We start from the raw sequence: 12250 nt of genomic DNA, 5'->3' as shown, positions 1-12250 counted from the left end.
CAAAGGAAACGACCGACCATGCAGACCCCCTCCGCCGCCACCACCGCCCCCTCCTGGACCGTCGGCGACCTCACCGTCCACCGCATCGACGAGGTCCCGCTGCCGCCGGCGACCGGGCCGTGGCTGCTGCCCGATGCCACCCCCGAGGTGGTGGCCGGCCACGACTGGCTGCACCCCGACTTCGCCGGCCGGGACGGCGTCCTCCACCTCGACAGCCACAGTTTCGCGTTCGTCGTGGACGGGCTGCGGGTGCTGGTCGACACCGGCATCGGCAACGGCAAGCAGCGGGCCAACCCGGCCTGGCACGACCTGCGCACCGACTACCTGGAGCGCCTCACCGCGGCCGGGTTCGCACCGGAGAGCGTCGACCTGGTGGTCCTCACCCACCTGCACGCCGACCACGTCGGCTGGAACACCCGGTGGGAGGACGGCGCGTGGGTGCCCACCTTCCCCGCCGCCCGCTACCTCACCGCCCGCGCCGAACGGGAGTTCTGGGCCGGTTACGACATGGACGAGGCCCGTGCGCAGATGTTCCGCGACTCGGTCCTCCCGGTCGAACGGGCCGGACTGCTCGACCTGGTCGACGTCCCGGACGAGGGCGTGCAGATCGTCCCGGGCCTGCGGCTGATCCCCACCCCCGGCCACACCCCCGGGCACATCGCCGTCGAACTGGCCGACCGGGGTGAGACCGCGCTGATCACCGGCGACTGCGTGCACCATCCGGTGCAGCTCGCCCACCCCGCCATCGGCGCCTGCGTCGACATCGAGCCCCGGCGCTCCGAGGCCACCCGCCGTGCGCTGCTCGCCTCCCTGGCCGGCACCGACACCCTGCTGCTGGGCACCCACTTCGCCCCGCCCACCGCCGGCCGGGTCGTCGCCCACGGCGACGCCTACCGGCTCCGGCCCGTCCCCGCGACCTGACCGGCGGCTGTGACGTGGCAGACGTCCGGCCGGCCGCCGGTGAGCCGGCCGGCGAGCCGGCGCCGAAGCCCGGCCGGGTGGTCGCCACTGGGAAGCGGATTGGTCATCCGGTTGTGTGCTACCTTCGGGCCAAGCGGATGATGCATCCGCTTTCCTGGAGCGAGGAGGACCCATGCGCAAGGCAGCGGTGGTGACGGGCGGGACGGCCGGTATCGGTCTGGAGACGGCGCTGGGGCTGGCCGCCGCCGGATACGCGGTCACCGTGGTGGGGCGCGACGCCGGCCGGGGCGCGCGAGCGGTCGAGCGCATCGCCGCCACACGGCCGGAACACCCCGCCCGCTTCCTGGCCGCGGACCTCGGCTCGCTCGACGAGGTGCGCGCGCTCGCAGCCCGGCTCGGCGCCGAGCACGCGGCCCCGGGCGAACCGTTGACCGTGCTGGTCAACAACATCGGGGCGATGTTCCCGGAGCGGCGGACCCTCGACGGGGTCGAGGCCTCCTTCGTGGTCAACCACCTGTCGCCGTACCTGCTCACCGAGCTGCTGCTGCCCACCCTGACAGCCGGTGCGCCGAGCCGGATCGTGAACGTGACCTCGGGCGCGGTCGCCCTCGCCAAGCGGGTGTTCGACGAGGTCGAGCCGCCCGGCGGCTACTACGGGTTCCACTGGTACGGCCGCGCCAAGCTCGCCAACCTCGCCCACACCCTCGACCTGGCGGCGCGGCTGGACGGTACGGGCGTCGCGGTCCTCGCCGCCGACCCCGGAGGTGCGGCGACCGACATGACCGACGGGACGCTGACCGACCCGAGGATCGTCTCGCCGCCGCTGCGACTGCTGTGGCCACTGGTACGTCGCCGGTTCGAGCGTTCGACCTCCGGCCCGGCGTCGGTGGCCGCCAGGCCCTCGATCACCGCCGCGACCGACGAGGCCCTGGCGGGCCGGACCGGCGTCGTCATCGGCGCCCAGGCCCGTCCGGTCGCCCCGTTCCGGGCGGCGACCGACCCGCGCGTGGTCGCGGCGGTGCGCAGGCTCAGTGAGCGGTACGCGCCGAAGGTCGCCGGCTGACCTCCGGCCGGTGCCGGCGCCGACGGGGGAAGCATGCCGGATGGGTCATCCGGTTAACATGTCCCCATGACCACGCCCCTGCGCAAGGACGCCGCCCGCAACTGGGAACGGATCGTCTCCGTCGCTCGGGCCCTGGTCGACGAGGGCACGCCGTTGCAGCTCAACGACGTCGCCCGCCGGACCGGACTCGGCGTCGGTACCGTCTACCGGCACTTCGCCACGCCCGAGGCGCTCCTGGAGACCGTCGCCGCCCCCTGCCTGGAACGGCTCGCCGCCCACGGCGAGCTGGCCCTGGCCGGCACCGACCCCGGGCGGGCGCTGGCGGACTTCCTGGCCCGGACCGTCGAAGCGCAGGTGACCGACGCCGCGCTGGCGCCGGTCGCCGCCGCCGACTCCGCCGCACTGCCGCGCACCCGGGAGCTCAAGGAGGCGATCCGCTCGGCCGGCACCGTACTCCTCGACCGGGCCCGCGCGGCCGGTGCCGTCCGCCCCGATCTGGACGCGGCCGACCTGGTCCCGCTCATGTGCGGCCTCGCCTACGCCGTGAACGTCCACGGTGGCCCGCCCGCCGAGCGGATCGACACCGCGCACCGTTACCTGGCCACCCTGCTCGGCGGCCTGAGGGCGACTCCGGTGGACGTCGCCGAACAGGACACCACCGAGTAGGACGCCGCCGAGTAGGACGCCGTCGGTTCGGGCGGTCGTCCCGCGGAGGGTTGACGGCGGCCGGAGGTCGGTCAGGCCTCGCGCTCAGGCCCCGCACCGGGAGGCGGCGGCCGAGGCCCTCTGGAATCCTGGTCCGGGGGCGTCCACCGGGGCACCGAGCGAGGAGGCCCGAGATGTCCGGAGAGCACGGTCCTCCGCAGCACTGTGAAGGACGCCCCTTGCCTCGGCCGCCGGATGAAGGCCGCCGTCGAGCGGTCCGGCTGAGGAGCCCGCGATGGACCTGAACCTCTCGGGCAGGGTCGCCCTCGTCACCGGAGCCAGCAAGGGGATCGGTCTGGCAGTGACGCAGGCGCTCGCCGCCGAGGGTGTGAGGGTGGCGGCGGTGGCGCGCGGCGTCATCGGCCCGCTGACCGATCTCGCCCCGCAGGTGCATCCGGTGGCGGCCGACCTCACCACCGTGGACGGCCCCGCGGCGGCAGTGGAGGAAGCGGTCTCCCGGTTCGGCGGACTGGACATCCTCGTCAACAACGTCGGCGCGGTGCGGCCCCGGCCGGGCGGCTTCCGGTCCGTCACCGACGAGGACTGGCTCCAGGCGCTGACGGTCAACTTCCTCGCCGCCGTCCGTACCACCAGGGCCGCCCTGCCGCACCTGATCGACCGCGGCAACGCCTCGATCGTGACGGTGAGTTCGGTCAACGCCTTCCTGCCCGACCCGGCGGTCATCGACTACGGCGCGGCCAAGGCGGCGCTCACCAACTTCTGCAAGGCCCTCTCCAAGGAGGTCGGTCCGCTCGGGGTGCGCGTCAACACCGTCAGCCCGGGCCCGGTCGCCACGGGGTTGTGGCTCGGTGAGGACGGTGTCGCCGCGACGGTGGCGAAGGCCTCCGGAGCGGAGCCGGAGGACGTCGCCCGTACGGCCGCCGCGCAGTCCGTGACCGGCCGTTTCAGCCGTTCGCAGGAGGTCGCCGACCTGGTGCTGCTGCTGGCCGCCGACCGCAGCGGCAACGTCACCGGGAGCGACTTCGTCATCGACGGCGGCCTGGTCCAGACGCTCTGAGCTTCACCGGGCCGGAAGTGCCGTGGGCTCAGCGGAAGTAGTGGCCCGCGTCGAGGTCCTCGAGCAGGCCGGGGTGGGTGGGGTGCCAGTCGAGGAGGTCGCGGGTCAGGGTGCTGGAGGCGGGCTGGTCGACGGCGAGGATGGCGCCGAGGAAGCCGAAGTCCTCGGCCGGGGCGGAGGCCGTCGGCAGGCCGAGGTGGCGGCCGATCACCTCGGCGACGGCGCGGATCGGCACGCCCTCGTCGCCGACGGCGTGCAGCACCGATCCGGTCGGGGCCTGTTCGGCGGCCAGGCGGAACAGGCGCGCGGCGTCGCGCACGTGTACGGCCGGCCAGCGCTGGGAGCCGTCGCCGACGTAGCCGGAGACGCCCTTGGCGCGGGCGGTGGCGATCAGGCCGGCGATGAAGCCGTGGTCGCCTTCGCCGTGGACGGTACGGGGCAGCCGGACGACGGACGGGCGCAGGCCGCGCGCCGCCATGGCGAGGACGGCCCGGGCGTTGTCGTCGCGGCCCGCACCGAGGCCGCCGGGCACGCTCCGGTCGTGTTCGGTCGCCACCCGGCCGGGTGCCGCCGGCGTCCCGTGGGCGACGACCAGCGGCTTGCCGGAGCCTTCGAGCGCGCCGCCCAGCGCCTCGGCCGCGCGGGCGTCGGTGCGGATGGAGGCGTCGAAGTCGGTGAAGTCGTGGACGAAGGCGAGGTGGATGACGGCGTCGGCCCCGGCGGCCCCGGCGCGCAGGGCGTCCAGGTCGTCGAGGTCGCCGCGCAGCACCTCGGCCCCGGCGGCGGCGACGGTGGCGGCCGAGGCGTCGGACCGGGCCAGCCCGGTGACCCGGTGGCCGGCGCCGATGAGTTCGGGGAGGACGGCGGAGCCGATCCAGCCGGACGCGCCCGTGACGAATACCCGCATGACAGAACCTCCGGAACGGTGATGTCAGTGACTGTCGTCAGGCTAGCAGTGATGTCAGGGACTGTCATCGCGTACGATCGCCGCATGGGCAGATGGGAGCCGAACGGGCGCGGACGGCTGGCGGAAGCGGCGCTGGCGCTCTTCGCCGAGCAGGGGTTCGAGCGGACCACGGCGGCGGAGATCGCCGCGCGGGCCGGACTGACCGAGCGGACCTTCTACCGGCACTTCGCCGACAAGCGCGAAGTCCTGTTCCACGGCACCGAGCTGATGCGGGAGCTGCTGGCCCGGGCCGTCGCGGAGGCGCCCGCCGACGCGGGCCCGATGGAGACGGTGGGTGCGGCCCTCGAAGCCGTGGGCGCCGTACTGCAGGAGAACCCCGAACGGGTCCGGCTGCGCGACGCCGTCGTGTCGGCCAACCCGGAGCTGCGGGAGCGCGAGCTGGTCAAGCTCGACGCGATGGCATCGGCGACGGCCGACGCGCTGCGCGGCCGCGGCGTCCCCGGGCCGACCGCCGACCTGGCGGCCGAAACGGGCATCGCCGTGTTCAAGGTCGCCGTCGCGCGCTGGATCGCCGAGCCGGCCGAGCCGGGCGGCGCGGATCTGCCGGGGCTCATTCGCGCGTCCGTGCAGGACCTGCGGCAGGTCCTCGCGGCCGGCCCGCCTGGCTGAGGCCGTACGGGGAAGAGCCGTACCGGGGGGCCGTACGGGGAAGCCTGGGGAACCCGTACCGCAGTTCGAGGAGATTCGAGGAGAGCCGATGCAGGTAGCCGTGGTCACCTTCGACGGGTTCAACGAGCTCGACAGCTTCATCGCGTCCGCGCTGATCAACCGGTGCCGTAAGGACGGCCTGGAGGCCTTCGTCACCACGCCGACGCCGACCGTCACCTCGATGAACGGCGTGCAGGTGACCGGCCAGCGCCCGCTGGGGTTCGTGGCCGAGGCCGACGCGGTGCTCATCGGCAGCGGGGTCAGGACCCGTGACGTGGTGGCCGACGACCGGCTGCTCCGCATGCTGCCGCTCGACCCCTCGCGCCAGCTGGTCGGCTCGCAGTGCTCGGGCGCCCTGGTGCTGGCCCGCCTCGGGCTGCTGGGCACCATGCCGGTCTGCACCGACACCACGAGCCGGCCCTTCGTCGAGGCCGCCGGCGTCACCGTCCTGGACGCGCCGTTCCACGCGGAGGGGAACATCGCCACGGCGGGCGGGTGCCTGGCCTCCCAGTACCTCGCGACCTGGGTGATCACCCGGCTGCTCGGGGAGGACGCCGCCCGCGGCGTCATCGACTACGTGGCCCCGGTCGGCGAGAAGGCGGAGACCGTCGAACGCGCCCTGCACGCCGTCCGGACGGGCCGGGCCGCACTCCGCTGACCCGCCGGGTGGCCCGCCACGGGTCTCACGGCCGGGCCGGGTCGTTGGGGTGGGACTCCAGGGCGGTCACCGTGAGGGTCATCCACGGCCGCAACGGGAGGCTGCCCAGCACGTGCTCGCGCAGCTCCTCCTCGTCGGCGGCCCGCCAGATGCCGATGCTGCGCAGCTCGCCGACCGGGCGCCACAGCCGCGCCAGGCGCCCGGCGGCGGCCAGCTCGCGGGCGCGGACGGCCTCGGCGGCGCGCCGGCGGTCCACCTCCGCCGCGGGGGTGCCCTCGGGCACGGTGGTGGTGATCTCGACCAGGAACTCGCGCAGGGCCCCGGCCTCGGGTTCGTGCGCGGCGGCGTCCGGGAACTGGGTCATATCAGGCTCCGTCCAGAGTTGCCCGGCCGGCGGCCGGGGTCGCGGTGGGGGCGCCGTGTCGTGGGCGCGGCGCCGGGGGTCCGTGGTGGCGCCCGTGGCGTGTCGGGCGGGTGCGGGCCGGCTGGTGGGCGGCCTCATTGCTCCTCGGCGGCCTCCTGGGGCAGGAGGGAGACCTGGTAGTGGGCGATCGCCCAGCCGGTCGCGGTCCGTCGCAGCAGGACGCCGAGGAAGACGCTCAGCGTCGGGCGGTCGGTGAACGAGAAGTCCACGGCGAGGTATCCGAGCACGAGGTCCCGGGCCGGACGGTTGGTCGTCAGGATCGTGTACTCGGCGGTCAGACCGGCGGGTTGGGCGGCGTAGTAGGCGGCCACGCCGGGCCGCCCGACGGTGTAGGGGTGCAGGCCCTGGAAGACCGCGTCCTCGGTGAACAGGGCGGCGACGCGTTCGGGCTCGTGCCGGTCGACCGCGTCCTTCCAACGGTCGAGCACCTCGCGCAGGACGGTCTCGTCGGCGGGGGCGTCGTCCACTTCCGTGTCTCCTCCCGGGAGCGGCGGTGTCGGTGCGGTGGCCGGGGCTCGTGCCGCCGTCCAGGTGCAGGATCTCCCGGACCGGGCGTCGGCCGCTCGTCCGCAGCCCTTCGGCTGCTCTGCCGGCGGGGCGGGTGCCGCTGGACTTCATGGACAGCTGTCCAGGTAAGATGGACACCTGTCCATGAAATTGGGAGCTGATGATGCGCACGACGGCGGATCTGCTGGTCGGCCTGGTGGCCGTGTTGCACGGCTACATCCTGGTGCTGGAGATGTTCCTGTGGGAGCGGCGGCCCGGCCGTGAGCTGTCCGGCTTCGACCCGGCGCTCGCCCGGGCGACCGCGCCGCTGGCCGCCAACCAGGGCCTCTACAACGGCTTCCTGGCCGCCGGGCTGGTCTGGGGGCTGCTCGCCGGCGGTACGACGGGGCACCAGGTGCAGGTGTTCTTCCTGGCCTGCGTGGTGGTGGCCGGACTGTACGGCGGTGCCACCGCGAACCGGCGGATCCTGCTCGCCCAGGCCCTGCCCGGAGCGGTCGCCCTCGGCGCCGTCCTGGTGGCCGGATGAGCGCCGCGCCGGACCCGAGGGATGCCCCGGACCCGAGGGGCGCCGTGGACCCGAGGGCCGAGCGGACCCGGGCCGCCCTGCGGCGGGCGCTGCTGGCGGAGTGCGCCGAGCGGCCGCTCGCGGACGTCAGCGTCGCCGCCCTGGTGCGCCGCGCCGGGGTGGGCCGGGCCACCTTCTACGTGCACTACGCCGACCTGGAGGCGCTGGCGGTGGACGCCTGCGCCGACCTGGTCCGCGTGGCAGTGGACGCGCTGCACGCCTGGCGGGGCGTGCCCGACCCGGACGTCCCGCCGCCCGCCCTCACCGGCTTCTTCACCGGACTCGTGCCGCACGCCGGGCTCCACCGCGCCCTGCTGACGCCGGGCGGCGGCGGGCCGCTCGGCCTGGTGCTCAACCGCGAACTGCGCGAACGCAGCCGCACCGAACGGGCGTTGGCCGGAGCGCCGGAACCCGACCTGGTGGCGGCCGCCGTCGCCGGCACGTTCACCGGGGTGCTCGCCGACTGGTTGCACGGCCGGATCACGGCGGAGCCGGAGCGGATCGCCGAGCAGGTCTGGCGCCTGCTGATCTCCCTGCACCGCACGCCGAGGCTGTGACCGGCACGACGGTGGAGGGTCAGGCCACGGGGACGGGCACGAAGGCCCGGCCGGTCTCGGCGATCAGGGCGCGGAGGGCGGCGGCGACCGGGGCGGGGCGTTCCTGCATGGCGACGTGGCCGGTGTCGGGGAGGGTGAGCAGGCGGGCGTCGCGGAAGGCGGCGTAGGCGCGCGGGGCGAGCCGGAACGGCACGAGGCGGTCCTCCCGGCCGTAGACCAGCAGGGTGGGGGCGGTGATCCGGCCCGCCTGGTGCCAGGGGGAGGCGACGCCCCGGCGCAGGGAGGTACGGACCACGGCGCGCATGCCCGCGGGCAGCATCCCTCCCGCGTACGGGAGTTCGCTGCGGCGCAGCCGTTCGCTGGCCTCCGCCGCGCGCACCTCGGGGCTGACCCGGGTGGGGTCCGCGTAGATCAGCCGGTAGAGGTCGTCCAGTTGGCGGTCCGGGCTCTGGTCGGCGAGCAGCCGGGCGTACAGGCGCGGGGCGCCCGGCAGGGCGAGCAGGGCCGCGCGCAGGGCCTGGGGCGAGGGGAGGGCGGGCAGCACGGGGGCGAGCAGGGTCAGCGAGGCGACCAACTCGGGTCGGTGGGCGGCGATGTGAAGAGCCGTCAGGCCGCCGAGGGAGTTGCCGACCAGGTGGATCCGGCGGTGCCCGGCGCGGTCCAGGTGGGCGGCGACGGCCGCGGACTGGCCCTCGACCGTGACCAGGCCGTCGGGCGGGGGTGCCGAGCGGCCGTAGCCGGGGAGGTCCAGGGCCAGGCAGTGCACCGAGCCGCGCAACTGGTCGATCAGGGCGGCCCAGTTGTCGGTCCAGCCGCCGAGGCCGTGCAGGAAGACGGCGGTGTCGGCGGCGGGCGCGGTGCCGGGGGTGTAGGTGGCGGCGAGCGGTTGGTGCACGGGGGTGGTTCCTTCGAGCGGCGGTCGGGTGCGGTGGCGGGTCCGGTGGCGGTGGCGGACGGGTGCGGTGGCGGGCGCGCGGCTCAGCGCCGCAGTGCTGCGGTTGCGCGGCTCAGCGCCGCAGTGCGCCGGTGGTCTCCGCGATGGCGAGGCGGTAGTGCCCGATCAGCCGGTCGCCGATCGACGCCCAGTCGCGCTCGGCCACGGCGGCGCGGCCCGCCCGGCCGAGTTCGGCCCGCAGGCCGGCGTCCCGGGCGAGCCGGTCGACGGCCGTACGGAACTCCTCGCCCGCGCCGGGCGGCACCAGGAAGCCGGTGCGCCCCGGGCGGACCAGGTCCAGCGGCCCGCCGGCCGCCGGGGCGACCACCGGCAGGCCGCTGGCCATCGCCTCCTGGACGGTCTGGCCGAAGGTCTCGTACGGCCCGGTGTGCGCGAACACGTCGAACGAGGCGTACAGCCGGGCGAGTTCGTGCCCGGTGCGGCGGCCCAGGAACTCCGCGTCCGGCAGTGCGGCCTCCAGCGGGGCGCGGCACGGGCCGTCGCCGACCACCACCAGCCGGACGCCCGGCAGCCGGGAGGCCTGCACCAGCCGGTCGACCTGCTTCTCGGCCGCCAGCCGTCCGACGTAGCCGACCAGTACCTCGCCGCGCGGGGCGAGCCGGCGGCGCAGCGCCTCGTCGCGGTGGCGCGGGTGGAAGCGCTCCCGGTCGACTCCGCGCGGCCACAGGTGGAGCCGGGGGACGCCGTGGGCGGCCAGCGCATCCAGCGACGCCCGGGAGGGCGCCAGCGTCCGGGCGGCCGTGCCGTGGACGCGCCGCAGGATCCGCCAGGCCGTCCGGGCGCCGGCTTCGCCCGCGAACGGGAGGTAGGTCCGGGCGTAGGCCGCCATGTCCGTCTGGAACACCGCCACGGCCGGGACCGAGGCCCGCCGGGCCGCCGCGGCGCCCGCCGCCCCGAGGGCGAACGGCCCAGCCAGGTGGACGACCTGGGGGCGGTGCCGCTCGATCGCGGCCGCCAACTGCCCGCCGGGCAGGGCGATCCGCACCTCCGGGTAGCCGGGCAGCGGGACGGACCGGACCCGGAGCACCTGGTAGCCGTCCAGCCGCTCGGGGCCGCGCCGGGTGCGGGTCGCCGGGGTGACCACCAGGACGCGGTGGCCGCGGGCGGTCAGGTGCTCGGCGGTCCGCAGCACGCTGTGGGCGACGCCGTTGAGCTGCGGGGGGAAGGACTCGGTGACGATCAGGACCCGCAGTGGGCCGCCGTCGGGCCCGGGGGCGGCGGCGGGGGCGAGCGGTGCGGCCGTCGCCGGCCCGGACAGGACGCGGCTCACCGGGCGGTCCCGCTCTCGACCCGGGGCCGTCCGTCCTCGGCCCTAACCCTCCTGGCCCTGGCCCGGGCCCCGGGGACGGCCGCGGTCGGGGGTGCGTCGACGCAGCGGCCCACCGCCCGGAGGTCCCGCAGGATCTCCCGGAACGAGTCGACCAGGCCGGCCTCGCGGTAGGGCAGGCCGACCTCCGCGCAGTAGGCACGCACGATCCGCGAGGCCGGGCGCAGCGCCGGTACGGGCATGGCCGGGAAGAGGTGGTGCTCGATCTGGTAGCCGAGGCCGCCGAAGAGGAAGTGGGTGAACCGCCCGGCGCGGAGATTGCGGCTGGGCAGCACCTGGCGCCGGAGGTAGTCCGCGGGCTGCTCGTCCGGTCCGGTCATCGGCATGCCCTTGTGGTTGGGCGCGAAGATGCAGCCCAGGTAGACGCCGAGCACGGCGCCGCACAGCACGGCGAAGGCGAGCGCCTGGAGCGGGGTGAGGACGGCCAGCAGCAGGCCCGCCGCGAGGGCGTAGTGCAGGACGGCGAGGGTCCGTTCCAGCAGCGGGTGGCGCAGCCGGCCCCGGGTCAGGGTCAGGGCAGTGGCGACGACCAGGCCGAGGGCCTGGAGCGAGAGCAGCGGGAAGAACAGCTCCGCCTGGTACTTGGCGACCGTCCTCCGCAACCCCCTTGTGCGGACGGCCTGTTCGGCGGTGCGGACGAAGAGCATGGCGTTGGCGGCGGGGTCGCGGCCTTCGCGGTTCGGGTGGGCGTGGTGGCGGTTGTGGTCGCTGACCCACCAGCCGTAGCTCATCCCGACCACCAGGTTGCCGAGCAGGATGCCGGCGAGGTCGGTGCTCCGGCGCCCGGAGAACACCGCGTGGTGCGCGACGTCGTGGCCGAGCAGCGCCAACTGGCCCAGGACGAGGGCGAGTACGGGCGCCAGCGCGAGCTGCCACCAGCTCGCGCCGCCGACGGCGAACCCGGCCAGCAACAGGGCGAGGGCGGCCAGCAGGGCGGTGGCCCGGCAGGCGTAGTACAGCGGGCGCTTGCGGAGCAGTCCGGCCTCACCGACGCGTCGGCGCAGCTCGGCGAAGTCCCCGTGCCGGGTGGTTCCGGCGGTCGGGGTGTCCTGAGGGGTCATGCCACCATCCCGGTCTCGGGTCGCTCCGGCCGGTCGTGGCCGCAAAGCCACCCGTCCCGGGGGCACGTGCGGTGGCCCCGGGACGGGCGGCGGCCTCACCCTTCCGTACCCGACCGGCCGGTGTGCCCCGGCGGGCCCGTGTCGCGGTCGGAATGGGCTCGAACGGGCGGGTGGCGGCGGGGGTTGTTCCGTCAGGGATCCGAAGGTCGAGCGTTTTTGCGAGGCTTCCGGCCGGTCCCCGGTGGGGTCCATCCGATGGTCCACCCGGGGTCCGCTCGGGGTCCACCCGGGGACCACCCGACCTCGGGTCGGGGCCGCCGGTCCGGTGCTCTAGCCTTTGGCCAATGACCGGTACGACCGATGTACACGCTGCCGACGTGCCCGATGTGCCCGACCTGCCCGATGTGCCCGACGGGGTCTGGACCAGGCTGACCGCGGCCACCGACCTCGATCGGGTAGTGGCCCGCTCCTGGCTCTTCGGGCTCGGTTTCAACCGCGCGGCGCCCGTCGACGTGCTCCTGAGCCTCCTGGATGCCGGGGAGGCCGGCTTCCTCTGGCGGGAGGACCTGCCGCCCGAGGTGATGGACGCCGCCGTCGTCCACGAAGCCAGGCGGGTGCGTGTCATCGCCGCGGAATCCGGTCACCTCTCCGCCGCACAGTGGGACCGGCTCGTCGCCGCCACGCCGAATGCGGGGCTGCGAGGGCTCTTCACGGAGCTCGCGGCCGAGCACCTGGCCGCCCGGCGGCTCTCCCGTGGCGGCCGTGGGGGGGGGGGGGGGGGGGAGCCCCCCCCCCCTAACCCCACAGGGGAAGAGGAGAGGGCGGAGAGGGGCGCGCAAGTCCCCAAAACCGACCCCAGAGGCATGACAAAGGC

Annotated in this window: 14 protein-coding genes and 1 pseudogene; 9 read left to right on the top strand and 6 right to left on the bottom strand. The window is 75.4% G+C overall.

The genetic code is table 11. The features are described from left to right. Window positions 1-18: 18 nt before the first annotated feature. The 4 genes from ACZ4W5_RS35275 (at window position 19) to ACZ4W5_RS35260 (ending at window position 3707) form a co-directional block, all read left to right on the top strand. On the top strand, window positions 19-921 hold the full coding sequence (locus tag ACZ4W5_RS35275; protein ID WP_465659174.1) for an MBL fold metallo-hydrolase: 903 nt from the start codon (window positions 19-21) through the stop codon (window positions 919-921). 172 nt (window positions 922-1093) lie between these two features. After that, window positions 1094-1984, top strand: coding sequence for an SDR family NAD(P)-dependent oxidoreductase (locus ACZ4W5_RS35270; RefSeq protein ID WP_465659172.1), 891 nt, complete (start codon window positions 1094-1096; stop codon window positions 1982-1984). 66 nt (window positions 1985-2050) lie between these two features. After that, a complete protein-coding gene (locus ACZ4W5_RS35265) occupies window positions 2051-2650 on the top strand; it encodes a TetR/AcrR family transcriptional regulator (RefSeq protein ID WP_465659171.1) in 600 nt (199 codons plus the stop codon). A 274-nt stretch (window positions 2651-2924) separates the two neighbouring features. After that, window positions 2925-3707, top strand: coding sequence for an oxidoreductase (locus tag ACZ4W5_RS35260; protein ID WP_465659169.1), 783 nt, complete (start codon window positions 2925-2927; stop codon window positions 3705-3707). 28 nt (window positions 3708-3735) lie between these two features. On the opposite strand, the gene ACZ4W5_RS35255 is transcribed toward ACZ4W5_RS35260, so the two are convergent. After that, complete coding sequence (locus ACZ4W5_RS35255; RefSeq protein WP_465659168.1) at window positions 3736-4614, bottom strand: SDR family oxidoreductase; 879 nt, start codon at window positions 4612-4614, stop codon at window positions 3736-3738. Between the two features lie 84 nt (window positions 4615-4698). On the opposite strand from ACZ4W5_RS35255, the gene ACZ4W5_RS35250 reads away from it, so the two are divergent. Continuing rightward, a complete protein-coding gene (locus tag ACZ4W5_RS35250; protein ID WP_465659166.1) occupies window positions 4699-5283 on the top strand; it encodes a TetR/AcrR family transcriptional regulator in 585 nt (194 codons plus the stop codon). A gap of 88 nt (window positions 5284-5371) precedes the next feature. Continuing rightward, window positions 5372-5980 (top strand): DJ-1/PfpI family protein, encoded by a 609-nt coding sequence (locus ACZ4W5_RS35245; RefSeq protein WP_465659164.1) that lies wholly within the window; start codon window positions 5372-5374, stop codon window positions 5978-5980. 25 nt (window positions 5981-6005) lie between these two features. Here ACZ4W5_RS35245 and ACZ4W5_RS35240 read toward each other — a convergent pair whose 3' ends face one another. Both ACZ4W5_RS35240 and ACZ4W5_RS35235 read right to left on the bottom strand, forming a co-directional pair. Further along, a complete protein-coding gene (locus ACZ4W5_RS35240; protein WP_360242121.1) occupies window positions 6006-6296 on the bottom strand; it encodes a muconolactone Delta-isomerase family protein in 291 nt (96 codons plus the stop codon). Between the two features lie 182 nt (window positions 6297-6478). After that, window positions 6479-6871: a YybH family protein gene (locus ACZ4W5_RS35235; RefSeq protein WP_465659162.1), complete on the bottom strand. Its 393-nt coding sequence runs from the start codon at window positions 6869-6871 to the stop codon at window positions 6479-6481. Between the two features lie 203 nt (window positions 6872-7074). On the opposite strand from ACZ4W5_RS35235, the gene ACZ4W5_RS35230 reads away from it, so the two are divergent. Then, a complete protein-coding gene (locus tag ACZ4W5_RS35230; RefSeq protein ID WP_360242118.1) occupies window positions 7075-7437 on the top strand; it encodes a DUF1304 domain-containing protein in 363 nt (120 codons plus the stop codon). Next, window positions 7434-8033: a TetR/AcrR family transcriptional regulator gene (locus tag ACZ4W5_RS35225; RefSeq protein ID WP_360242028.1), complete on the top strand. Its 600-nt coding sequence runs from the start codon at window positions 7434-7436 to the stop codon at window positions 8031-8033. The genes ACZ4W5_RS35230 and ACZ4W5_RS35225 overlap by 4 nt, the downstream gene beginning before the upstream one ends. Window positions 8034-8052: 19 nt before the next feature. Here ACZ4W5_RS35225 and ACZ4W5_RS35220 read toward each other — a convergent pair whose 3' ends face one another. The 3 genes from ACZ4W5_RS35220 to ACZ4W5_RS35210 form a co-directional block, all read right to left on the bottom strand. Beyond that, a complete protein-coding gene (locus ACZ4W5_RS35220; protein ID WP_465659160.1) occupies window positions 8053-8928 on the bottom strand; it encodes an alpha/beta fold hydrolase in 876 nt (291 codons plus the stop codon). Between the two features lie 112 nt (window positions 8929-9040). After that, window positions 9041-10180, bottom strand: coding sequence for a glycosyltransferase family 4 protein (locus ACZ4W5_RS35215; protein ID WP_465659195.1), 1140 nt, complete (start codon window positions 10178-10180; stop codon window positions 9041-9043). A gap of 74 nt (window positions 10181-10254) precedes the next feature. Then, window positions 10255-11376: a fatty acid desaturase family protein gene (locus ACZ4W5_RS35210; RefSeq protein ID WP_465659158.1), complete on the bottom strand. Its 1122-nt coding sequence runs from the start codon at window positions 11374-11376 to the stop codon at window positions 10255-10257. A gap of 344 nt (window positions 11377-11720) precedes the next feature. Between ACZ4W5_RS35210 and ACZ4W5_RS35205 the strand changes: the two are divergent. Then, window positions 11721-12250 (top strand): annotated as a pseudogene (locus tag ACZ4W5_RS35205) (hypothetical protein); the annotation flags it as partial.

The organism is Kitasatospora sp. NPDC029367 (assembly GCF_055569135.1).
The sequence above is the reverse complement of the archived record's forward strand: the minus strand, read 5'-3'. Positions and strand labels throughout refer to the sequence as shown.

Coding starts and splice junctions, on each gene's coding strand:
- ACZ4W5_RS35230 (WP_360242118.1), top strand. CDS start 7,075: ATGCGCACGACGGCGGATCTGCTGGTCGGCCTGGTGGCCGTGTTGCAC.
- ACZ4W5_RS35265 (WP_465659171.1), top strand. CDS start 2,051: ATGACCACGCCCCTGCGCAAGGACGCCGCCCGCAACTGGGAACGGATC.
- ACZ4W5_RS35250 (WP_465659166.1), top strand. CDS start 4,699: ATGGGCAGATGGGAGCCGAACGGGCGCGGACGGCTGGCGGAAGCGGCG.
- ACZ4W5_RS35245 (WP_465659164.1), top strand. CDS start 5,372: ATGCAGGTAGCCGTGGTCACCTTCGACGGGTTCAACGAGCTCGACAGC.
- ACZ4W5_RS35260 (WP_465659169.1), top strand. CDS start 2,925: ATGGACCTGAACCTCTCGGGCAGGGTCGCCCTCGTCACCGGAGCCAGC.
- ACZ4W5_RS35225 (WP_360242028.1), top strand. CDS start 7,434: ATGAGCGCCGCGCCGGACCCGAGGGATGCCCCGGACCCGAGGGGCGCC.
- ACZ4W5_RS35255 (WP_465659168.1), bottom strand. CDS start 4,614: ATGCGGGTATTCGTCACGGGCGCGTCCGGCTGGATCGGCTCCGCCGTC.
- ACZ4W5_RS35275 (WP_465659174.1), top strand. CDS start 19: ATGCAGACCCCCTCCGCCGCCACCACCGCCCCCTCCTGGACCGTCGGC.
- ACZ4W5_RS35210 (WP_465659158.1), bottom strand. CDS start 11,376: ATGACCCCTCAGGACACCCCGACCGCCGGAACCACCCGGCACGGGGAC.
- ACZ4W5_RS35270 (WP_465659172.1), top strand. CDS start 1,094: ATGCGCAAGGCAGCGGTGGTGACGGGCGGGACGGCCGGTATCGGTCTG.